The 21,283-nt window shown below is 62.2% G+C and carries 20 protein-coding genes; 12 read left to right on the top strand and 8 right to left on the bottom strand.

The genetic code is table 11. The annotated features are described in order from the left end of the window. The first annotated feature begins 24 nt into the window (after positions 1 to 24). The 4 genes from I6E52_RS07555 (at position 25) to I6E52_RS07540 (ending at position 4,103) form a co-directional block, all read left to right on the top strand. Complete coding sequence (locus I6E52_RS07555; RefSeq protein ID WP_197155955.1) at positions 25 to 1,311, top strand: adenylosuccinate synthase; 1,287 nt, start codon at positions 25 to 27, stop codon at positions 1,309 to 1,311. A 196-nt stretch (positions 1,312 to 1,507) separates the two neighbouring features. Next, positions 1,508 to 2,146 (top strand): GNAT family N-acetyltransferase, encoded by a 639-nt coding sequence (locus I6E52_RS07550; RefSeq protein ID WP_197155952.1) that lies wholly within the window; start codon positions 1,508 to 1,510, stop codon positions 2,144 to 2,146. Further along, on the top strand, positions 2,143 to 3,096 hold the full coding sequence (locus I6E52_RS07545; RefSeq protein WP_197155950.1) for a DMT family transporter: 954 nt from the start codon (positions 2,143 to 2,145) through the stop codon (positions 3,094 to 3,096). The genes I6E52_RS07550 and I6E52_RS07545 overlap by 4 nt, the downstream gene beginning before the upstream one ends. 104 nt (positions 3,097 to 3,200) lie before the next feature. After that, on the top strand, positions 3,201 to 4,103 hold the full coding sequence (locus I6E52_RS07540; protein WP_307842437.1) for an amidase domain-containing protein: 903 nt from the start codon (positions 3,201 to 3,203) through the stop codon (positions 4,101 to 4,103). Between the two features lie 21 nt (positions 4,104 to 4,124). Here I6E52_RS07540 and pgm read toward each other — a convergent pair whose 3' ends face one another. Next, positions 4,125 to 5,759: a phosphoglucomutase (alpha-D-glucose-1,6-bisphosphate-dependent) gene (pgm, locus tag I6E52_RS07535; protein WP_197155948.1), complete on the bottom strand. Its 1,635-nt coding sequence runs from the start codon at positions 5,757 to 5,759 to the stop codon at positions 4,125 to 4,127. Positions 5,760 to 5,841: 82 nt separating this feature from the next. Here pgm and I6E52_RS07530 point away from each other — a divergent pair, with 82 nt between their 5' ends. Beyond that, positions 5,842 to 6,186, top strand: coding sequence for a chorismate mutase (locus I6E52_RS07530; protein WP_197106692.1), 345 nt, complete (start codon positions 5,842 to 5,844; stop codon positions 6,184 to 6,186). A gap of 53 nt (positions 6,187 to 6,239) precedes the next feature. Here the strand turns inward: I6E52_RS07530 and I6E52_RS07525 are convergent, their stop codons facing one another. Genes I6E52_RS07525 through I6E52_RS07510 form a run of 4 tightly spaced genes read right to left on the bottom strand, consistent with a single transcriptional unit; the run spans position 6,240 to position 9,558 of the window. Beyond that, positions 6,240 to 7,085, bottom strand: coding sequence for a peroxiredoxin (locus I6E52_RS07525; RefSeq protein WP_231601792.1), 846 nt, complete (start codon positions 7,083 to 7,085; stop codon positions 6,240 to 6,242). Positions 7,086 to 7,124: 39 nt separating this feature from the next. Beyond that, positions 7,125 to 7,592 (bottom strand): DUF3237 domain-containing protein, encoded by a 468-nt coding sequence (locus tag I6E52_RS07520; protein ID WP_197155946.1) that lies wholly within the window; start codon positions 7,590 to 7,592, stop codon positions 7,125 to 7,127. Between the two features lie 29 nt (positions 7,593 to 7,621). Continuing rightward, complete coding sequence (locus I6E52_RS07515; protein WP_197155944.1) at positions 7,622 to 8,875, bottom strand: flavin-dependent oxidoreductase; 1,254 nt, start codon at positions 8,873 to 8,875, stop codon at positions 7,622 to 7,624. Beyond that, positions 8,872 to 9,558 (bottom strand): TetR/AcrR family transcriptional regulator, encoded by a 687-nt coding sequence (locus I6E52_RS07510; protein WP_197155942.1) that lies wholly within the window; start codon positions 9,556 to 9,558, stop codon positions 8,872 to 8,874. Before I6E52_RS07510 ends, I6E52_RS07515 begins: the two co-directional genes overlap by 4 nt. A 105-nt stretch (positions 9,559 to 9,663) precedes the next feature. Here I6E52_RS07510 and I6E52_RS07505 point away from each other — a divergent pair, with 105 nt between their 5' ends. The 5 genes from I6E52_RS07505 to I6E52_RS07485 are packed head-to-tail and all read left to right on the top strand — an operon-like array spanning position 9,664 to position 16,404. After that, positions 9,664 to 11,316, top strand: a complete 1,653-nt coding sequence (locus I6E52_RS07505) for an amidohydrolase family protein (RefSeq protein WP_307842436.1) — start codon at positions 9,664 to 9,666, stop codon at positions 11,314 to 11,316. 28 nt (positions 11,317 to 11,344) lie between these two features. Further along, positions 11,345 to 12,979 (top strand): ABC transporter substrate-binding protein, encoded by a 1,635-nt coding sequence (locus tag I6E52_RS07500; RefSeq protein WP_197155938.1) that lies wholly within the window; start codon positions 11,345 to 11,347, stop codon positions 12,977 to 12,979. 1 nt (position 12,980) lies between these two features. Continuing rightward, positions 12,981 to 13,934, top strand: a complete 954-nt coding sequence (locus I6E52_RS07495; RefSeq protein ID WP_197155936.1) for an ABC transporter permease — start codon at positions 12,981 to 12,983, stop codon at positions 13,932 to 13,934. Beyond that, positions 13,931 to 14,797 (top strand): ABC transporter permease, encoded by an 867-nt coding sequence (locus I6E52_RS07490; protein ID WP_197155934.1) that lies wholly within the window; start codon positions 13,931 to 13,933, stop codon positions 14,795 to 14,797. Before I6E52_RS07495 ends, I6E52_RS07490 begins: the two co-directional genes overlap by 4 nt. Next, complete coding sequence (locus tag I6E52_RS07485; RefSeq protein WP_197155932.1) at positions 14,794 to 16,404, top strand: ABC transporter ATP-binding protein; 1,611 nt, start codon at positions 14,794 to 14,796, stop codon at positions 16,402 to 16,404. The genes I6E52_RS07490 and I6E52_RS07485 overlap by 4 nt, the downstream gene beginning before the upstream one ends. Positions 16,405 to 16,425: 21 nt before the next feature. On the opposite strand, the gene purL is transcribed toward I6E52_RS07485, so the two are convergent. The 3 genes from purL to I6E52_RS07470 form a co-directional block, all read right to left on the bottom strand. Beyond that, positions 16,426 to 18,735, bottom strand: coding sequence for a phosphoribosylformylglycinamidine synthase subunit PurL (gene purL, locus I6E52_RS07480; protein WP_197157023.1), 2,310 nt, complete (start codon positions 18,733 to 18,735; stop codon positions 16,426 to 16,428). 89 nt (positions 18,736 to 18,824) lie between these two features. Further along, positions 18,825 to 19,220, bottom strand: coding sequence for a hypothetical protein (locus I6E52_RS07475; RefSeq protein ID WP_231601791.1), 396 nt, complete (start codon positions 19,218 to 19,220; stop codon positions 18,825 to 18,827). A 186-nt stretch (positions 19,221 to 19,406) separates the two neighbouring features. Next, positions 19,407 to 20,192: an acetoin reductase gene (locus I6E52_RS07470; protein WP_197155929.1), complete on the bottom strand. Its 786-nt coding sequence runs from the start codon at positions 20,190 to 20,192 to the stop codon at positions 19,407 to 19,409. 228 nt (positions 20,193 to 20,420) lie between these two features. Between I6E52_RS07470 and I6E52_RS07465 the strand changes: the two genes are divergently transcribed. Next, positions 20,421 to 20,774, top strand: coding sequence for a helix-turn-helix transcriptional regulator (locus tag I6E52_RS07465; RefSeq protein WP_197155918.1), 354 nt, complete (start codon positions 20,421 to 20,423; stop codon positions 20,772 to 20,774). Beyond that, complete coding sequence (locus tag I6E52_RS07460; protein WP_197155916.1) at positions 20,767 to 21,279, top strand: SRPBCC family protein; 513 nt, start codon at positions 20,767 to 20,769, stop codon at positions 21,277 to 21,279. The genes I6E52_RS07465 and I6E52_RS07460 overlap by 8 nt, the downstream gene beginning before the upstream one ends. Positions 21,280 to 21,283: the final 4 nt, after the last annotated feature.

Genomic DNA, 21,283 nt, shown 5'->3' with positions numbered 1-21,283 from the left:
CCCACTTCTTCGAAGGGATCCACCATGCCAGCAATCGTCATCATCGGCGCCCAATGGGGCGACGAGGGCAAGGGAAAAGCAACCGACCTCCTCGGTAGCCGCATCGACTATGTCGTCAAATTCAACGGCGGCAACAACGCCGGACACACGGTCGTTATCGGCGACGAAAAGTACGCGCTTCACCTTCTGCCGTCTGGCATCCTCACCGAAGGTGTCACCCCGATCATCTCCAACGGTGTCGTCATCGACGTCGAAGTTCTTTTTGAAGAACTGGATGCTCTGATCGCCCGTGGCGTCGACGTCTCCAAGCTGCTGGTGAGTGCCAACGCGCACGTCATCACCAACTACCACCGCACCCTCGACAAGGTGACGGAACGCTTCCTCGGCAAGCGCCAGATCGGTACGACCGGTCGCGGAATTGGTCCGGCGTATGCCGACAAGATCAACCGTGTCGGCATCCGGATTCAAGACCTTTTTGACGAGAACATTCTTCGTCAAAAGGTTGAGGGCGCTCTCGACCAAAAGAACCACCTGCTCGTGAAGGTCTACAACCGTCGTGCAATCGAGGTTGAAGAGATCGTCACCGAACTGCTCAGCTATGCCGACCGCCTGCGCCCCATGGTCGCCGACACCGGCTTGCTGCTGAACAAGGCACTCGACGATGGCGAGATTGTGCTCTTCGAGGGCGGCCAGGCCACGATGCTGGATGTTGACCACGGCACGTACCCGTTCGTCACGTCCTCCAACTCCACCTCCGGTGGCGCGGCTACCGGTTCGGGCGTTGCTCCCAACCGCCTCGAGCGCATCATCGGAATCGTCAAGGCCTACACAACACGTGTGGGCGCTGGCCCGTTCCCGACCGAACTGCACGATGAGTCTGGCGAGTTCTTGCGCGCCAACGGTTTCGAGTTCGGAACCACCACCGGGCGCCCGCGTCGCTGTGGTTGGTACGACGCCCCCATCGCCCGCTACACGGCGCGCGTCAACGGCGTCACCGACTTCGTGCTCACCAAGCTCGACGTGCTCACCGGCCTCAAAACGATTCCCGTCTGCGTCGCGTATGACGTTGACGGTGTGCGCTTCGACGAGATGCCGGTCTCTCAGTCCGACTTCCACCACTCGGTGCCGATCTACGAAGAGTTCCCCGGCTGGGACGAAGACATCACCGGCGCTCGCACTTTCGAAGACCTCCCCAAGAACGCGCAAGACTACGTGCTCGCCATTGAAGCAATGAGCGGCGCCCGCATGTCAGCGATCGGCGTCGGCCCTGGCCGCGACGAAATCATCGTTCGTCACGACCTCGTCGACTAAGCCTCGACACCTAGTTCGCACTCAAGCGGCACGCACCGGAGAGATCCGGGGCGTGCCGCTTCTGCGTGGGCGGGCGGAGCGTATGACGTGCCGATGGGGAGCCAATCGGGGATTGCTGGACTGAACGGCCGTAATCGGTGGGTGAAAGTCCGAAAAGCGCGGGTGTGGGGACTCCGCAGGGTGGGAGTATTTGTGAGTGACCGCAACGCGCCCGCAGCCCCGCATCCTTCAGGGAACCTTCGTCTCCGTTGAACCCCTGACCGAAGAGCACCTCGCTGAGCTCTGGCCCGCCCTCGGAGTTCCAGAAGTGTTCGCCGGAGGCTACGGTGGCGGCCCTGCCGGGCTGCCCGCCGACGAAGCATCTTTCATTGACTGGATGCGCGCTGGCTACCTTGGTTACGCCGACCGGCTGCCGTTCGCGGTGCGCTTGAACTCTGCGGCTGGTGTCGAAGGCGGCCCCGACGCCGGACGTCTTGTCGGCGTGAGCACCCTCGGTGACCTCGACGAGAAGAATTCCAACGCTCACCTTGGCTGGACCGCCTACGCGCCGAGCGTGTGGGGCACCGCCGTGAACCCCGAAACGAAACTCCTACTCCTCGGCTTCTCCTTCGACAGCGGCTACAACCGCGTACGGCTCCAAGCGGACTCGATCAACGAGCGTTCCCGCGCCGCCATTCTCAAACTCGGCGCCACCTTCGAGGGCATCCAGCGCCAACACCTGCTCCGGGCCGACGGCTCATGGCGCGACACCGCCGTGTACTCCGTGATCGACTCCGACTGGCCGGGCGTGAAGGCCGGACTGCTCGCCCGTCTCGAGCAGGAGCCGCGCGCGTGAGCGCCCCCGTCGCTGCCGCTGGCCGGGTCGAAAAGCATGACACAGCATCCCCGCTCGGAACTTGGTTGCGGTTTGCCGCAGCCGGACTGGTCTGGGGCTCTAGCTTTCTCTTCATGAAAGTGGCTTTGGATGGCGTGAGCTTCGGGCAGGTCGCCTGGAGCCGGGCAGTGCTCGGCGCTCTCGCGCTTGTCGTGGTGTTCGCGGTCAGCCGTCGCAAGCTCCCGCGCAAGCCCATCGTGTGGGCGCACTTCGCGGTGCTCGCGTTCCTCTTCGCCGTGTTTCCGTACCTGCTGTTCGCGTGGGCTGAGCAGTACGTGAGCTCGGGCCTCGCGAGCATTTACAACGCGACTACGCCCATCATGACGGCAATCTTTGCGACCCTCGTGTTTCGGGTCGAGAAGCTGTCGCGCTCGCAGATTGCGGGCGTTACCCTCGGCATCTTTGGGGTGCTCGTGATCATCGCGCCGTGGCAAGCCGGCGACATCAGCGGCAGCCTGTTGGGTCAACTCGCGTGTCTCGGCGCAGCACTCTGCTACGGCGCCGCGATGAGTTACCAGCGCAAATTCGTGGCGCCCTACAAGGTGCCCGGCGTCACCTCCGCAACCATGAATATCGGCATTGCCGCCCTCATCTACCTACTGCTGACACCGCTCGTCGCAACCGGCCCGGTGAACCTCACCCTCCCCGTGGTGGCCAGCCTCCTCGCGCTCGGGGTGCTCGGCACCGGCATGGCCTACGTCTGGAACTACCGGGTGCTCGCCGAATGGGGGCCAACCCGCACCTCGACCGTCACCTACATCACGCCCGTGATCGGCGTCATCCTCGGCTTCGTCATCCTCAAAGAAACCATGTCGTGGCATGAGCCCGTCGGCGCCGTGCTCGTGATTCTGGGAGTGCTACTGGCGCAAGGCCGGATCGCGCTGCCCGGGACGCGAGGTCGCGCGGCATAGAGCGTGGGGAAGGCGGGCGGCCGCGCATAAAGCTTTCCTATGAATCCGGTAGGCAAGGGCTGTTTCGGTCGGAGCGTGACTACGGGGCCTGTGACACTTGAGCGGTGTCTTCCCCCTATCTCGTGCGCCGTATCGGCGTCGGCGCAGCAGCGCTCGGCGTTGTCGCCGCCATCACCGCGTTCGTCATCATGGCCTCCCCGGTAACCGAAACAGCTTCGTCGGCCGCTGAGGATGTCGCTGCCGCCGTCGCAGAAACCCCCGAGGTTCACGCGGTCAGTGCCACTACCGGCACTCTCGTTGGTGGGGAATCGATCACCATCACGGGGGCAGCTCTCGACGATGTCACCGACGTTACCTTTGGCGGAGTCGCCGCCACCGACGTCGTGGTCACCGACAGCGGAACTCTCACCGCGACAGTGCCCTCGGCTGTCGACTTTCAGCCCTCAACGGTAGCCATCGAAGTCGTGGCTGATGCTGAGCCGGTGCCGGCCGAAGCCGCTCTCGATTACACGTACGAAGCATCCACCCCGGTCGACAACCAGATGCAGTACTTGATGGAGCACTGGGAAGATTACAACGTCGACGAATACGGCGACCTCAACTCGGTCGGTGGTGACTGCGCCAACTTTGCGAGCCAATCCTTGCTGATGCGCGGGTGGACCATGACGGCTGACTGGTTCAACTACGACGCCGCTGCCGACTGGAGCGGAGCCTGGGGTTATGTGCCCACCATGGAGAACTGGTTGATCTCCAACCCCGAGCTCGGGGCAACCCAGTTGAGCTTCGACGAGCGCGACCAAGTGAAGGTCGGCGACCTCGTTGTCTTCGACTGGAACGACAACGACTTCCTCGACCACATTCAGGTCGTCTCCTCAGTGGAGACCGTCGACGGCGAGATCGTCATCAAGATGGTCGGACACAACCTCGACACCAACTACCGCGACCTCGACGAAACCATCACCGTCGATCACCCCGGCGCTACCGGACACTTCTGGAGCATCCCGTAACGAGCGGCGAATCGTGAAGCGCTACCCGTTCAGGGCAGCGTCGACGATCGCCTTTGCCTCCGCCTGCACGAGACGCAAGTGCTCGGCGCCCTTGAACGATTCGCCGTAGATTTTGTAGACGTCTTCGGTGCCGCTCGGGCGGGCGGCGAACCACGCAAACTCCGTCGTCACCTTCACGCCGCCAATCGCGGCGCCATTACCCGGAGCCTCCGAGAGTGTGGCCGTGATCGGGTCACCCGCGAGTTCGGTGGCCGTGATTGCAGCCCCACTCAACTTGCCCAGCTTGGCCTTCTGCTCTTTGGTCGCCACGGCATCCACGCGTTCGTAGGCCGGGTCGCCGAATTCTTCGACTAGCTCGGCGTAGAGAACGGATGGCGTCTTGCCGGTGACCGCCAGAATCTCGGCGGCCAGCAGGGCTAGCAAGATCCCGTCTTTGTCGGTGGTCCAGACGGAGCCGTCTTTGCGCAGGAAGCTCGCGCCAGCGCTCTCTTCGCCGCCGAACGCGACAGATCCATCGACGAGTCCCGGGACAAACCACTTGAAGCCGACCGGCACCTCGATGAGGTCGCGGCCCATGGCGGCAGCAACCCGGTCGATCATGGAACTCGAGACGAGGGTCTTGCCGACTGCGGCATCCGGGTTCCAGCCCTCTCGGTGCGTGTAGAGATACTGGATGGCAACGGCCAAATAGTGGTTGGGGTTCATGAGGCCGCCGTCGGGCGTGACGATCCCGTGGCGGTCAGCGTCGGCGTCGTTGCCGGTGAGGATGTCGAACTCGTCACGGCGAGCAACGACCGAGGCCATGGCCGACTTCGACGACGGATCCATGCGAATCTTGCCGTCCCAGTCGAGCGTCATGAAGGCCCACGTGGGGTCAACGTCGGGGTTCACGACCGTGAGATTGAGGTCGTACTTTTCCGCGATGAGCTTCCAATAGTTGACGCTCGCACCACCCAGCGGGTCTGCCCCGATGCGGATGCCGGCTGTGCGAATCGCATCGATGTCGATGATGTTCTCGAGATCGTCAACGTAGCGCCCGCGGAAGTCGTAGCTGCCCGCTGCCGTGTTCTCAGCCCCGGCGTCGCCCACATGTTTCACGGCCGTGTTGCCGTCGGCGATGATTGCGTTCGCGCGGTCCGCGATCCAGCCGGTCGCGTCGCTGTCGGCGGGGCCACCGTGGGGCGGGTTGTACTTGAAGCCGCCATCGCGGGGCGGGTTGTGGCTCGGAGTGATGATGATGCCGTCGGCCTCATCGTCGTGGCCGGCCGCGTTGTACGCAATGATCGCGTGGCTCAATGCAGGCGTGGGCACGAAGTCGTCGAACTCGTCCTTTAGCGCGAGCACACCGTTGGCGGCGAGCACGTCGAGCGCCGTGGTCTCGGCGGGCTGCGAGAGTGCGTGGGTGTCCCGCCCAATAAACAGCGGCCCCGTGATGCCCTGGCTGGCACGATATTCCACGATCGCCTGCGTGATGGCAGCGATGTGCACTTCGTTGAAGGCGGTGTCGAGCGCGGAGCCACGATGGCCGCTCGTGCCGAACACGACGCGCTGCTCGGCGATCGAGACATCCGGAACCAGCGCGTAATACGCTGCCACCAACTCGGTCACATCAATGAGGTCGGATGCCTGGGCTGTCGTGCCTGCGCGATCGTTCATGCGATCTAGTCTCGCACCCCCGAGCGGGGGTCGGCGCGTCATCTGGCAAACACGCAGCATCCGTACGCTCTAAAGTCGTTGTATGGCAGCAGCAGATCAGGCCCACAACGACAACGTCGACCCCGAAGTGCGTGAGCAACTTTTGGGCGCTCGCCGCAGCATTGACAACATTGATGCGGCCCTCATTCATTTGCTGGCCGAGCGCTTCAAGTACACGCAGCAGGTTGGTCGTCTCAAGGCCACCAAGGGCCTGCCCGCGTCAGACCCGAACCGCGAGCGCGACCAGATCGCCCGCCTCAAGTCGCTCGCCGAAGAGTCGCACCTCGACCCGGCGTTCGCCGAGAAGTGGTTCAACTTCGTCGTTGCCGAGGTCATTCATCACCACGAGCAGCTCGCGTCGGGCAGCGAGCCCGACTCGAGCAAGTAGCGCGCCTAAATCCGGGCGCAACGGCCGCGGGCTAGCGCGCAGCAAGCGGCAGGCTAGACCGCGCGGATGCCGTGCTGGTCGAGCACGTCGAGGAACGTGGTCGGTTCTGGCCGCACCCGGTGGTTGTCGGTGTGTTCGGCCCAGAGCACTGTTCCGGTGGCGTCGGTGATGATGACGGTCGGTACGACGGTGTCGCCGTTAGCTGGGGCTCCCGCGCTGAACATGACCGGGGTTCCGCCGGACTGCACGATGTCGAGCACGGCGGCGGCCGAGGCATCCGCATCGATGTAATAGGTGACCGGGATGTCGAAGCGTTCGGAAAGCTCGACGGTGTCTTCGGGCTTCTGCGGGCTGATGATCGCGACAGCGACGCCGCGGCGGTCGAGCTCGCGATACTGGTCGGCGATTTGGGCGACCTGGGCCATGCAGAACGGGCACCAGTTGCCGCGAATGAACATGATCACGTGCGGTTGCTGGGTGAGCACGCTGCTGTCGACGACGGTGCCATCCACGGTGGTGAGCGGGAATGACGGCAGCGGTTGCCCGACCGTGACGGGGCCTGCGGAGGTGTGCTGCACCGAGTACCAGTAGTTGTAGCCGAGAATCACGGCGAGCCCGAGAACGGCCACGAGTACGGCGAGCGGCCCGGCGAGGATGGCGGCAAATATTGCCACCGCGGAGACAGCAAGCTGAACCCACGGATGCCGGCGCTGCACGACGACGACGCGCGTCATCAACAGTGCCAAATAGAGCGCGTACGCAACCCATGGCAGGGCGGCGGCGAGCCACCACGGTTGTGCTTCCGTGATGGCGCGCAGGATGACGAGCGTGATCACCCCGAGGGCGAGAGCGGCGGTGACTTCTCCGTAAACCCTCTTGATAAGTTGCATCGGAGGCATCCGTTCGTGCTCGTGGTGTGTCGGGGAACGGAATTGAGCCTACGTGACGCGGTACGCCCGATAGCGCACAGCATCCGCCTCCCTCACGCAGGAGGCGATGAAGAGCGACTGCTCAAGATGCGCGAGCGACGGGGCCGAGGTCTCCAGCGTGAGCGTGGTTCGAAAGTAGTACTGTGACGGATCGACGGCTTCACCGCGCAGAAGTGCCTCGAGAGTTTCAGGTGAGCCGCCTCGTACTCCTGAGACGGTGATGTAGATCAACTCGCCTGACGCCGTTGCGGCGGAGTATCGGCCATCAATATCGAGGGTTCCGTCTGGCCGTACGAGCTGCCAGTCCGCACCGCCAGGCAGAATAGTCGCGTGAATGGACCCGGTGATTTCGCCACCGACAATGTCGATCACACGTCGGTGCCCAGCGCGCGTCATCCCGTAGTCGGCGACGTTTCCGACGCGCACGGTGACATCAAAGGTGGGCTCAAGGCCGGGTACGGCGGGGGTGAGTGTCACGCGTGGCTCCTAGCAGTTGGCGTCAGAAATTAGCTTCTGGTTACAGAAAGGCTTGGACGTTCGTTGAGGAGTTGGGGGTTGAAGCCCGCGGCGCGCTTGTATTCGTCCGCAATCGCGGTCAGCTCTTCGTCGGAAACGACATCGTGGATGTCGGTGAAGCCCTGAGGCGCCCGCTCGTACGCGAGTTGCATCACTCGTTCGGGACCGAGGGACCGATTGCTGAGCGTGATTTTCGCGGTGGCCGGGAGGCGATCATGTTCATACGCGTGCAGGGCAGCGTCGATGGAAGCCGCGGTGGCGAGGTGGTGGGCGACTGTTCGTGCATCGATGATCGCTTGTGACGCTCCGTTGGAACCGATCGGATACATCGGGTGGGCGGCATCGCCGAGCAGTGTTTGTCGATCGAAGTTCCAGCGGTCGACGGGATCACGGTCCACCATCGGATACTCGAGAACCTCATCCGCGGAATCAATCAGCGCGGGAATATCGATCCAGTCGAACTTCCATTCTTGGAATAGCTCGACGATGCGCTGTTTGTCGACTGCCATATTCCAGTCATTGAGACCCGGATCGTGGTCGTCGAGACGTTTTTCGGCGATGAAATTGATGCGTGCCAAGCCGTCAGAGGCGGCTTCGGATAGTGGGTAGGCAACAAATTTCTGTCGCCCGTCGCCGGCCATGAACATCGACCGACCGTCAAGAAACGGTGCAACGCGGGCGGTGCCCCGCCAGAGCATGAGTCCGTTCCAGACGGGATCGCCCTCCGCGGGATAGCGCTGTTTGCGCACGGCACTGTGGATGCCATCTGCCGCAATCAGAACATCCGCAACTTCGGTGCGTTCTTCACCGTTTCGAGCGCGGATCGTCACGCTTTGCTTCTCGCCAATTGCGGTGGTGTTCACCACGGCAGAGCCGAGCACTATCGCCCCGGGTAGTCGCTCGTTGACGGCGTCCCGCAGCAGCATCTGCAGCTCTCCGCGATGAACCGAATACTGGGGCCACGCATAGCCTGCCGCCCGACCGCGGGGCTCTGACCAAATGGGGTGCCCAAAGCAGTTGTAGTAGCTGAGCGTGCTTGTGGGTACACCGAGCGCGGCGAGATTATCGCCGAGCCCGAGTTCAGTCAGCTCTCGAACAGCATGGGGCAGAAGATTGATCCCCACGCCGAGTGGGCGCAGTTCAGCCACCGATTCGAGAATGGTGACGTCAGAAATTCCGGCGTCGTGCAGCGAGAGCGCGGTCGCCAGACCGCCGATTCCTGCGCCCGCAATCACGACTCTCATGGCTGATTGGTCTCGTGCGATGCGGTTCGGGCGACGGAGTCCAGGATGAGCTCGATGCCGAGTTTGAAGATATCGCCATCGCGTAATTCTCGAAGTTCGGAGGCGACGGCAGCGATGTGAACGTGCTTCGAGGGGTCAACGAGTAGCGGCCCATCAAACCATCCATCTGTTTCGTCCGTTGCTCCACCGCTGACGGAGCGTCCCCGGGCGAAGCCGGCAACTTCGGAGAGCACGTACGACGAAAACAATGCGTAGTGATGCACGAGTGCAGTGCCTTCCAACCCCGCTTCGGAAAGCGCTGCGAGGATGAACTCAATACTTTCCATTTCGGCCGGACCGTTCGTCGAGAGAACGGTGGATTCGAGTGCAACTGCGGGGTATTCGATGCCAATCTCCAAGGTTGCCCAGGCAAGATCGCGCAGTCGTTCGCGCCACGAGGAGCTCATTGAGACGCGATTCAGGGCTGCCGACTGGAGTTCGTCGAGCAACGCGCGCATCAGGTCGTCTTTGCTTGTGAAGTGGCGGTAAATCGCGGTCGGATCGACCCCGAGCTCTGTGCCCAGCGCGCGCACTGAGACAGCGTTGTTCTGGGGGCGCGCCGCAATTTCGAGCCCCGCTTTCACAATGACAGCTCGATCGAGGCGCTTCGACTTATCTTCTTTGACTGATGTTGTGGTGTCCACTCGATCATCATAACGGCGGTGAATCACTTTGTCATCGGTGTTGACAACAGCGTTGTGCTCGCCCTAGCATCTCCACAACCGTTCGACTACTAAGGGATGTGCACGGTGGGCAAAGCAGAGGTAATTTTGACCGGCGGCCAGATTTTCACGGGCAGCGGTCAGCCTGTGACGGGCAAAGCAGTGATCGTTGCAGCCGGGCGAATCCTTGACATCGTGCCGGACAGCGCCATTGAGGTCTATCGCAACTCTGAGACCAGAGTCATCGAGCTCGACGGAAAACTCGTTGCTCCAGGTTTCCAAGACGCTCACGTTCATCCCGTCGCTGCCGGAGTCGAACTGCTCCAGTGCACACTGACTGAAGCCGTTGATGCCGACGATACGCTCGCTCGAATCGCGACGTATGCCGCGGAGAATCCTGAGGGCTGGATTTGCGGTGGAGGGTGGTCAATGGACCATTTTCCCAACGGTTCACCTGCGCGCCAGTTGCTCGATGACGTCATCGGAGACCGCCCTGTCATGCTGAGCAGCCGCGATCACCACAGCGTGTGGGCAAGCACCGCAGCAATCCGCGCGGCTGGACTCGACGCATCCACTCCCGATCCAGCCGACGGCCGCATCGAACGGGAAGCCGACGGATTCCCGGCCGGGACCTTCCACGAAGGGGCAGGCAACTCGTTCGCCTCGGTGGTGCCCGAAATTGACGACGAGCTGACCTACGCCGGCTTGCTGCGCGCCCAAGAGGAGCTTCTCAAGCTTGGAATTACCGGGTGGCAGGATGCCATGATCGGCGACAAGGTTCCCACTCTTCCCAGCAACCTTCCCGCGTACCGCCGAGCCCTTGATGAGGGAACTCTCCTCGCGCATGTTGTCGGGGCACAGTGGTGGGAACGGGAGCGGGGTCGCGATCAGATTCCCGAAATGCTTGAGCGGCGTGCCGAAATTGCGGCGATCGGCAGCGATCGCCTGCAGCTCGGAACCGTCAAGATCATGGTCGACGGTGTCGCCGAGAACTTCACCGCGGCAATGAATGAGCCCTACCTCGATGCACACGGGCACGACACCACGAACTCGGGACTCTCCTTTATCGATCCAGCGCTACTCAATGGGTATGTGGCCGAGCTCGACCGCGAGGGGTTCCAAGTGCACTTTCACTCTCTGGGCGACCGTGCTGTGAAAGAGGCGCTCGATGCGCTCGAAACGGCACGCCTCGCGAACGGCGCGACCGATGGGCGCCACCACCTCGCTCACCTGCAAGTCGTATCCGAGGAGGACACAGCTCGATTCGCTCCGCTGGATGCGGTCGCCAACCTGCAACCACTCTGGGCTTGCCACGAGGCCCAGCTTGACGAGCTCACGCTTCCGTTCATGCAGAAAAACTTGGCGGAGCGACAGTATCCGTTCGGAGATCTCCTTCGTCACCACGCGAAGCTTGCGGCAGGAAGCGACTGGCCGGTATCTAGCGCCGACCCGATCGCGGGCATCCACATGGCCGTGAACCGTGTCGTGCCCGAGTCGGACAACGTGCCCCTCGCGGGCGAGCAACAGTGCCTCGACCTCGCGACGGCGTTCGCGGCGTACACGTCTGGCTCGGCCTACGTGAATCACCGCGACCATGACACTGGCTCGATCGCCGCTGGATACCGCGCGGATTTCGTGGTCATCGAGCCGAACCCCTTCGACGTTCCACGCGAAGAGATTTATCGCAGCACCGTCGTCTCGACCTGGATTGACGGCGTAGAGGTTTACAGCACCAACTGACCGCAAGCACCCCATTGAGGAGCATGACATGTCACGAACCGGAACACAGCTCACTGCTATACCTGCGATGGCGCTAGCCGCTGTCTTCGCACTAACGTCGTGCTCTGCACCAGCAGACACGACGCCGACAGGACCCACGTCATTTGAGCTCACCGCTCAAACGCCTGCGCCATCGGGCGACATCGATTCCTTCACCTGGGTCTCGTATGCGGAGCCATATTCGTTGGACTACGCCTACGCATTCGACTACGCCGACAACCAGGTGCTCTCCAACGTGTGCGATTCGCTCCTGCGGCTCAACCCCGACTTCACCATCTCGCCTTCGTTGGCATCCGCATACTCGAACCCGACTCCGGTGACCTGGGTTTACGAACTGCGGTCCGACGTGACCTTCCACGACGGTTCACCACTTACCGCTGACGATGCGGTCGCCTCGATGCTGCGACACCTCAACCCCGACGTGGGGTCGTCGTGGTACTCGATTTATCAGAACGTTGCCGCAATCGAAGCGACTGGTCCGCTGGAAGTGACCGTGACCCTCGCAAGCCCAGATTCCCAGTTTAACTATGGGATGAGTGGTGCGGCGGGAGTAATCGAGTCGGCTGCCACCCTGAACGAACTTGAGCGGGACTACGGAAACTCCACCGGACTCGTGAACTGCAGCGGCCCATTCGAGCTGACGTCCTGGAAATCGGGAGAGTCAGTGACGCTCACCCGTTATGACGACTACTGGGACCAAGACTTGCGGGCTAAAGCTGCGGAGGTCGAGATCCTGTTCATGAACGATCCGAATGCACGAGTGAATGCACTCACCTCCGGTCAAGTAGATGGTGGATGGCTGATCCCGACCGAGGCTTACAGCTCACTGCAGTCCTCATCCGGCGATCTGTACTTCGGTCTCAATACCACTGTCTCAAGTTTGATCGTCAGTGATCTCACCGGCCCACTGGGCGATGTGAATGTTCGTAAAGCGCTCATGATGGCGCTGGATCGCCAAGGAATTGTGGATGCCGCCCAGAATGGCTACGGAACGGTGACCAATGCGCTGACGACGGAATCCGTCTGGGGCGAGGCAAGTGCCGACACTGCTGCCGAGGCATTCTCCGGGCTTGACGACTACCCGTACGATGTCGAAGCGGCGAAGCAGCTTATTGAGGATGCCGGTGTCGCTGGCGAAGAGATCGTGATTCGCACCGCCCCCATCGGCGCCGAATTCAGTATTGTCGCGCAGGCAACGGCAGCAGCAGCCCAGTCGATTGGGCTCGAGGCGACGATCGACACGGTGACCCCGGAAGCGTACTCGACGCTCTTCTTTGACCCGAGTGCTCGTGAGGGTGCAGACCTCTTCTTCACGGCCTGGTATCTCTCCACGCCCGACCCGCTCGAAATGTTCGCCGTGCTGCAGACGGGGCAGTTTCCCAACTACGGCAACTACTCCAACTCTGAGTACGACTCGCTGGTGAATGAGGGCGTTGCGGCGGCTGATCCAGAAGAGCGCGCGACCTATTCCGCGCAGCTACAGAAGATTGCCAACCAGGAATTGCCGTGGATGCCGCTCTACGAGGCTCCGATCAGTGTCTACCTCGGTGAGCGCGTAACCGGCGTAGCTCCATCTATCGCGATGCTCTACTTCCCTTGGGCAGCAACGATCGGCGCGCGCTAGCGTGATCATCCGTCGGGTCGTAGGCAAGCTGGGGTCACTCACACTGACGCTGGTCCTTGCTTCTGCCCTGATCTTCTTCTCACGTTTCATGGTTCCTGGCGACCCCGTAAGTTTCCTCTTGCGGGGTCGCCAGCCCTCCCCAGAGGCGATCGCGGCAGTCACGGAACAGTTCGGTTTGAATCTGCCGCCGTGGGAGCAATACCTGCGCTGGATCGGTGGCATGTTTCAGGGCGACTTCGGGCGCTCGTTGCAGTTTCGGGATGAAGTGTCGACAGTAATCGGCGACCGCCTGCCCGTGACGCTCGGGCTGGTTGCGCTGGCCGCCGTGATGATCCTTGTCACGGGCATCGTCGCCGGCACGATTGCGGCGTTGAATCGTGGACGACTGCCCGATCGTTTGATTCTCACCGTGCTCACCGCCCTCGGCGCGATCCCGCCGTTTGTCGGTGCGATCATCCTCATCGCCGTTTTCGCCGTTCAACTCAATTGGTTCCCGGCCTTTGGATCAGGGGACGGCTTCTTTGACACCATTCACCACCTGATTTTGCCTTCCGTTGCGATGGCGATCTCGTTCATAGTCCTCATCGGCAAAATCACCCGCATGTCGATGGTGGAGCAGCTCGGCCGCGAACATGTTCAGGTTGCCACAAGCCGAGGGCTCAAGCCCCTGACGGTCGTCCGACGTCACGTGTTCCGTAATGCCTTGGGCCCGATCTTTACCGTGAGCGGCCTCCTGATCGCCGGACTGCTGGTATCCACCGCCATCGTGGAGTCGGCATTCGGCATCGCCGGTGTTGGCTCCCTTCTCGTGCAATCGGTGAACCGTCTCGACTTCCCCGTTGTCCAAGCGATTGTGCTCCTCGTTGTCGCAGCATTCGTCATTGTCAATGCCATCGTCGACTTACTTCAACCCCTGATCGATCCGAGAGCGGCAGCAGGAGAGGCGGGGCGATGAGCAGGCCGACACCGACCATGGCGCTGAAAGTTATGCGGTCCACGGGGCATCGCCGGGTGACCGTCAGCTGGACGATCAGCATTGTGGTGCTCGGCCTTTTCACGCTCGCCGCGATCTTTGCGCCACTTGTGGCTCCGTATAACCCCGATCAGCTCGACTTCGGCGCTATCTACGCCAACCCGAATCTCGCTCATTGGCTTGGCACCGATTCGCTCGGGCGAGACACGTTGAGTCGCATCATTTACGGTGCACGAACGGCGCTTCTTGCGCCATTGATTGTCGTGATCGCTTCGACGATCCTCGGGATACTCTTGGGACTTCTGGCGGGATGGCGCGGCGGCTGGATCGACGCCGCTATCGGCCGCCTGCTCGACGTGTTGCTCTCGTTCCCCGCATTGCTGATCGCGATCTTGGCTGTCGCACTATTTGGTAAGGGGCTGGTGGCGCCGGTCATTGCGATGAGTATCGCCTACGCACCGTTCGTCGCTCGACTAACCCGCTCGCTGGTGATCTCGGAGCGCGCGCGCCCGTACGTCTCGGCGTACCGAGTGCAAGGGTTCTCTGGCGGATGGATCGCCCTTCGGCGCGTACTCCCGAATGTCGTGCCGACCGTCGGCGCCCAATCAACACTGAACTTCGGCTACGTTCTCGCGGAGCTGGCTGGTCTCTCATTTCTCGGCCTTGGCGTCCAGGCGCCGACAGCGGACTGGGGCGCGATGATCAACGAATCCCAAGCCGGGCTGGTTGGCGGACACTTTCTGCCAGCACTGATTCCCGCCATCGCCGTCGTCATCGTGGTGGTCGCCGTTAATGTGATCGGTGAAGAGATCTCTGAGCGAATCGGTGGAGGAACACCCGCATGACACTCTTAGAGATTTCCGGACTCACCCTCGACCTTCCCAACGGAAAACGCCTCCTGCACGGAATCGATCTCACGGTCAGCGTCGGGGAGACGGTTGCCCTCGTTGGGGAATCCGGTTCCGGCAAGTCGTTGACCGCCCAGTCTGTGCTCGGGCTCCTCCCTTCGGGTGCTCAGACATCCGGACAGGTCCTCGTTGAGGGCAGCGACGTGCTCACGATGAAACCCCCAGAGCTCTTGGCGTATCGTCGGTCGACCGCTGCGATGGTTTTTCAGGATCCCCGCGCCGGTATCAACCCGATGCGCACCATCGGTGATCACCTCACGGAAGCCCTTCGGCTCGGCGAGGGCTGGTCGGTGGCACGGGCACGAGAACGCGCCATCGAGGTGCTCGCCGCTGTCGACATGCCGCGGCCGCACGATCACCTCCGGCAGTATCCGCACGAACTTTCGGGTGGCATGCTGCAGCGAGTCATGATCGCTGGCGCGCTTGCGGGCTCCCCACGCCTACTCGTGTGCGACGAACCCACAACCGCCCTCGACGTCACCACTCAGGCTCAAATCTTGCGGGTGCTTGCCGAGCAGCGAGACAAGCGCTCGATGGGATTGCTGTTCATCACCCACGATCTCAATCTTGCGGCGTCACTGTGTGACCGGGTGTACGTGATGAACGATGGACGGGTAGGAGAAGAGGGGCCGGCTCGTCAAGTATTTCTGAACCCGGAGACCGCCTACGCTCGTCGTCTCGTTGCGGCGACTCCGACGATCACCGTGCAGCCAAACGAGGTGCCCGCTCCTGCTGCGACCGCCCCAGGGCCAGCAGTGCTGGAGGTGCGTGACCTCACAAAAACCTATCGCGCGCGGGGTCGTGAGCCAGTGCACGCTGCAAAGAACGTAACGGTGGATATTCGCCGCGGAGATGCTCTCGGCGTTGTGGGCGAGTCAGGTTCAGGAAAGTCAACTCTGGCCCGCATGATCGTGGGGCTTGAACGGGCAGACGCCGGGACGATCGCAATTGATGGCCACACCCTGAAGGGGCAGCCTCGCAAACGTGTCGACCGGCTGGATCGCGCGCGTCGCGTGCAGATGGTGTTTCAAGACCCATACCTTTCGCTGGATCCCCGAATGACCGCAAGCCAAGCGGTAGAGGATGCGTTGCATCTGCACCATCCCCGACTTCGGATGGCCGACATCCGCACCCAAGCGCTGACCCTGCTGAGCAGTGTCGGGCTGGCGACAACGCAGGCTGAGGCGTTGCCGCGAACGTTATCCGGTGGCCAACGGCAACGGGTCGCGATCGCCCGCGCTCTCGCGATCGAGCCAAGCCTGCTGGTGATGGATGAGGCTACGAGTGCCCTTGACGTGTCGGTTCAGGCTCAGGTTCTCGACGTGATTTCGGAGATTCGCCGCGAGCGAGGACTGACGATTCTCTTCATCAGCCATGACCTAGCGGTTGTCCGCAGGGTGTGTGAGCGCAGCGTCGTGATGCGAGCCGGCGAGATCGTCGAATCGGCGCCGACGATCGACCTGCTTACTCGACCACAACACGAGTACACGCGACTGCTCGTCGACTCGGTGCCGCGTGTGATGCTCGTCGGCGGCAACACCTAGCTGCCGCCGACGCTGCAACGATTACGCGCCGAAGGCCTCCGCGAGCGTTCCGCGGTGTGCCGTGAGCAGCTCTTCGAGGGTCAGGGTGAACTGGTCCTGAATTTCGAGGGCGGGGGAGGCGGCATCCGTGACTCCGATGCGCACGGCAGGGTAGCCGCGGCCTTCGCAGAGTCCGCGGAATTTCACGTCGTCTTCGCGCGGGATCGAGACGACCATGCGGCCGGTCGATTCGCTGAAGAGTGCGGTGGCGGCATCGATGTCGTCGCGCTCGAGCAGTTCGCCCAACCAGACGCGTGCGCCAACGCCGAATCGCATGACGGATTCGGCGAGGGTTTGAGCGAGTCCGCCGTCGGCGAGGTCGTGGGCGCTGGCGATGATGTTTTGCTCGTTGCCAGCCTTGATGAGGTCGGCGAGGCGACGCTCGGCAGCGAGGTCGACCTTCGGCGGCAGGCCACCGAGGTGATCGTGGATGGTGCCAGCCCAGGCCGAGCCGTCGAGCTCAAGCGCGGTGGTGCCGAGCAGGTAGATGTTGTTGCCTTCGTCTTGCCAGCCGCTCGGGATGCGCTCAGCAACGTCACGGATCAGGCCGAGCACTGCGACCACGGGGGTCGGGTGGATGGGCACATCGCCGGTCTGGTTGTAGAAGGAGACGTTTCCGCCGGTGACAGGAATTTCCATCTCGAGGCACGCGTCGGCGAGACCTTCAACGGCGCGGCTGAACTGCCACATCACTTCGGGGTTCTCGGGGCTACCAAAGTTGAGGCAGTCACTGACGGCGACAGGGTTGGCGCCGGTGGCGGCAACGTTGCGGAAGGCTTCAGCGAGAGCGATCTGGGCTCCGGCGTAGGGGTCGAGCTGGCAGAAGCGGCCATTGGCGTCGGTCGCGACGGAGAAGCCGAGGCCGCTCTCTTCGTCGATGCGCACCATGCCGGCGTCATCCGGGAAGCTCAAGGCGGTGTTGCCGAGAACGTAGCGGTCGTACTGGTCGGTGATCCAGCTCTTGTCGGCCAAGTTCGGGCTCGCAAGCAGCTGCAGCATTTGGTCGCGCAGTTCGATGCCGTCCTTGGGGCGGGCGAGACCGGAGGCGGTGTCAGCCTGAAGCTTGTCAATCCACTTGGGGTAGACGACGGGTCGGTCGTAGACGGGGCCATCGATGGCGACGGTGCGCGGCTCGACGTTCACGATTTCTTCGTCGTGCCAGTTGATGATGAGGCGGCCGGTGTCGGTGACTTCACCAAGCACACTGGTTTCGACATCCCACTTCTCAACAACCTTGAGGAAGCCCTCGAGCTTCTCGGGCTTCACGATCGCCATCATGCGTTCTTGGCTCTCGGACATCAGAATTTCTTCTGCCGTGAGGGTGGGGTCTCGCAGCAAGACCTTCTCGAGTTCGATGAACATGCCACCGTCACCGTTGGAGGCGAGCTCGCTCGTTGCGCAGCTGATGCCGGCAGCGCCGAGGTCTTGGATGCCCTCAACAAGGTCACCCTGGAAGAGTTCGAGGCAGCACTCGATGAGCACCTTCTCGGCGAAGGGGTCGCCGACCTGAACGGCGGGGCGCTTGGTGGGGCCGCCCTCACTGAACGAATCCGAGGCGAGGATGGATGCTCCGCCGATGCCATCGCCACCGGTGCGGGCACCGAACAGCACAACCTTGTTACCCACGCCGCGAGCGTTAGCCAGGTGCAGGTCTTCGTGGCGCAGCACTCCAACGGCCAGTGCGTTGACGAGCGGGTTGGCCTGGTAGACGGAGTCGAAGTAGGTTTCGCCACCGATGTTGGGCAGGCCGAGGCAGTTGCCGTAGAAGCTGATGCCCGACACGACACCCTTGGCGACGCGAGCGGTGTCGGGATTGTCGATGGCGCCGAAGCGGAGCGCATCCATGACGGCAACGGGGCGGGCACCCATGGAGATGATGTCGCGAACGATTCCGCCAACACCGGTTGCTGCGCCCTGGAAGGGTTCGATGTAGCTGGGGTGGTTGTGGCTTTCGATCTTGAAAGTCACAGCCCAACCCTCACCAACGTCGATGACGCCAGCGTTTTCGCCCATGCCGACCATGAGGTTCTTGGTCATGTTCTCGCTGACCTTCTTGCCAAACTGGCGAAGATAGTTCTTGGAGGACTTGTAGGAGCAGTGCTCGCTCCACATGACGGAGTACATGGCAAGCTCGCCGCTCGTGGGGCGGCGGCCCAGAATCTCGCGAATCTTCGCGTACTCGTCGTCTTTCAACCCAAGCGCGCCATAGGGCTGCACTTTCTCGGGAGTTGCGGCGGCGTTTGACACCGTGTCGGCAACATGCTGGCGGGAATTGGTTGAGACGTCAGTCACGAGGGGCTTCTCCCAGAAGATTGTGGATGCCGGGGTGCTCACGCCGGCCGCCTCCAGTCTACCTAGGTGTGCGGGCGCGCTTCAGCGCGTCACAACGCCATCAGAATGAATCCCGCAACGATGCTCAAGAGGCCGATTCCGGTGAGGATCGAGCCGATGAGGATGGCGGCGTTCGTGCGGCGGGGCCGCGCGAGACTCCACCGAGAGGGATGGCACTGGTCGTAGTACAGCCCTACTCGGGCGCCCACATCCATCATCGGAACTTCGGATGGTTCGTGAAGGATGGAGTACTGCCTGCCATCGCCATCGGACCAGCGAAAGCCTTGAAAGCCGCCGGCCTCGAAAACCTCGGCAGTGGTCGCGACCCACTTGCATGCTCGCAGAGCGAGAATCCAGCCGAGAAGGAGCAGCGGGATGCCGGGGACGAGTCCGACCCACGACATCGTTTCGAGTACCGCTCCCCACGCGCCCTCAGGTCCGCTCATCGTGCAATATTATCTGCTGCTCAATGCCGGGATCGTGGTCGGGCGTAAAGCCAAGTAGCTGGCTCGGTCCGGTCTGTGTAGCCGCGGGAATCGCGGTTGAGTCCAGAGAGACCACAGTGCCATCCGGCGCCAGAGGTGCGAACGCCGTAGGGTTCGGCTGCGGTGGCCGGATGGCATTGGTGGCGGCTAGTTGTAGAGCATTCCGCCGTCGACGAGCAGCACCTGGCCGGTGACGTAGTCGGAGTCGGCGCCGGCGAAGAACGAGACAACCTTCGCGACATCCTCTGGGGTCTCGATGCGGCCGAGCGCGATGCCCTCGACGTTCTCCTTGAGGTTCTGGCCGCGTGGCTTGCCGTTGATGGCGCTGAGCTTTTCGTCGATCAGGTCCCACATGCCGGTTCCGACGATGCCGGGAGCGTAGGCGTTGACCGTGATGCCGCGGGGTGCGAGTTCTTGGGCGGCAGCCTGAGTGATGCCACGCACGGCGAACTTCGATGCCGAGTACGCGCCGAGGATGGGGAAGCCTTGAATGGCGGCGATGGATGCGGCGCTGACAATCTTGCCGGCGTGACCAAGTTCATCAAATTTTGCGACGGCGGCCTGGATTCCCCAGACGACGCTGTTCACGTTGATGCTGAAAATCTTCTCCAGCTCTGCTTCGGTGATCTCGAGCATGGGGGTGACTTGTGCGATGCCGGCGTTGTTGACGATCACGTCGAACCCGCCAAGCTTTTCGGCCGCGGCGTCGACGGCAGCGAACACGTCGTCGCGCTTGGAGACATCAGCGGTGACGAACACTGCCTTGCGTCCGAGGGCTTCGATTTCTGCGACAACACCGGCTCCCTTTTCTGCCTGGAAGTCGAGGTCGGCAACGGCAACATCGAAGCCGTCGTGGGCGAGCCGGAGTGCGATACCCCGTCCGATTCCTTGTCCAGCTCCGGTTACGAGCGCGACTTTCTGTGAAACGGTCATGGTATTTCTCATTCCTGATTCGGGCATGGTGATCGCCAAGTTGGCGTCGTTGGCCCGGAGCCCGGACGGTGCCGATCAGGCAACCACCAGGACCCTTTCAGGCTACGCCCGGCTCCTGAGTGCTTCATGGTGCCGCCTTCGCCGCTGCAAGCAAGGAGGAGCGGTTGCTGGCGGACAAAGCCGACGTGTAACCTAGCGTGTACGTACCCACTGTGGTACCTTCAGCGCATGGACACGATGCTGCAAGCGATCTCCGACGAAAGCCGCCGCACTTTGCTCGCCCGACTTCGATTGGGCCCCACGAATGTCACCGAGCTCGCAGCGCTTCTTCCGATCGCGCGCCCCGGTGTTTCTCGACATCTCAGGGTCTTGCGCGAAGTTGGGCTAGTGGATGTTCACAGCGAGGCACAGCATCGCATCTACTCGCTGCGTCCCGAGCCGCTCCAGGAGCTTGACGAGTGGCTGGAGGAATATCGCGCGCTGTGGGAGCACCGCCTCGACGCGCTCCACACTGAGGTCGCACGCGGCAAAAAAGAGAAGTCGCTCGCGGTAAACGAGAAAAAAGGGAATAGCGATGCCTGAAGGATCCGGAGTCACAAAAATTCTGGGCAGTTTGCGGAAGGAGAACGGCGCAGGCGTCGTTCACGTTGAGGACGTCTATGCGACGAACATCGACGACCTGTGGTCCGCAGTTACCGAGCCAAGCCGACTCGCGCGTTGGATCGTGACTGTGGATGGCGATCTCACCATTGGTGGAGAGTTCAGCGCCACGTTTACCAGCGGCTGGGAAGGATCCGGCCGCGTTGACATTTGCGAGTCACCCCGACACTTGCGAATAACGACCTGGTCGGATGACGACGCACCCGGCGTGATTGACGTCACGCTGGTTGAGGAACCGGCCGGCACGAGGCTAATCGTCGAGGAGTCTGGCCTGCCGCTCGATATCTACCATCACCACGGAGCAGGCTGGCAAACCCATATCGAGGATCTCGCCGCCTATCTTGAAGGTCGCGAAACATTGGACTGGGGCGCTCGCGCGACAGAGCTCTCCACCATCTATCGGGAAATGGCGGCTGGCCTTCACTAACCAA

The sequence above is a fragment of the Salinibacterium sp. NG253 genome (genome assembly GCF_015864945.1).
Lineage (GTDB): Bacteria > Actinomycetota > Actinomycetes > Actinomycetales > Microbacteriaceae > Rhodoglobus.
The sequence above is the reverse complement of the archived record's forward strand: the minus strand, read 5'-3'. Positions and strand labels throughout refer to the sequence as shown.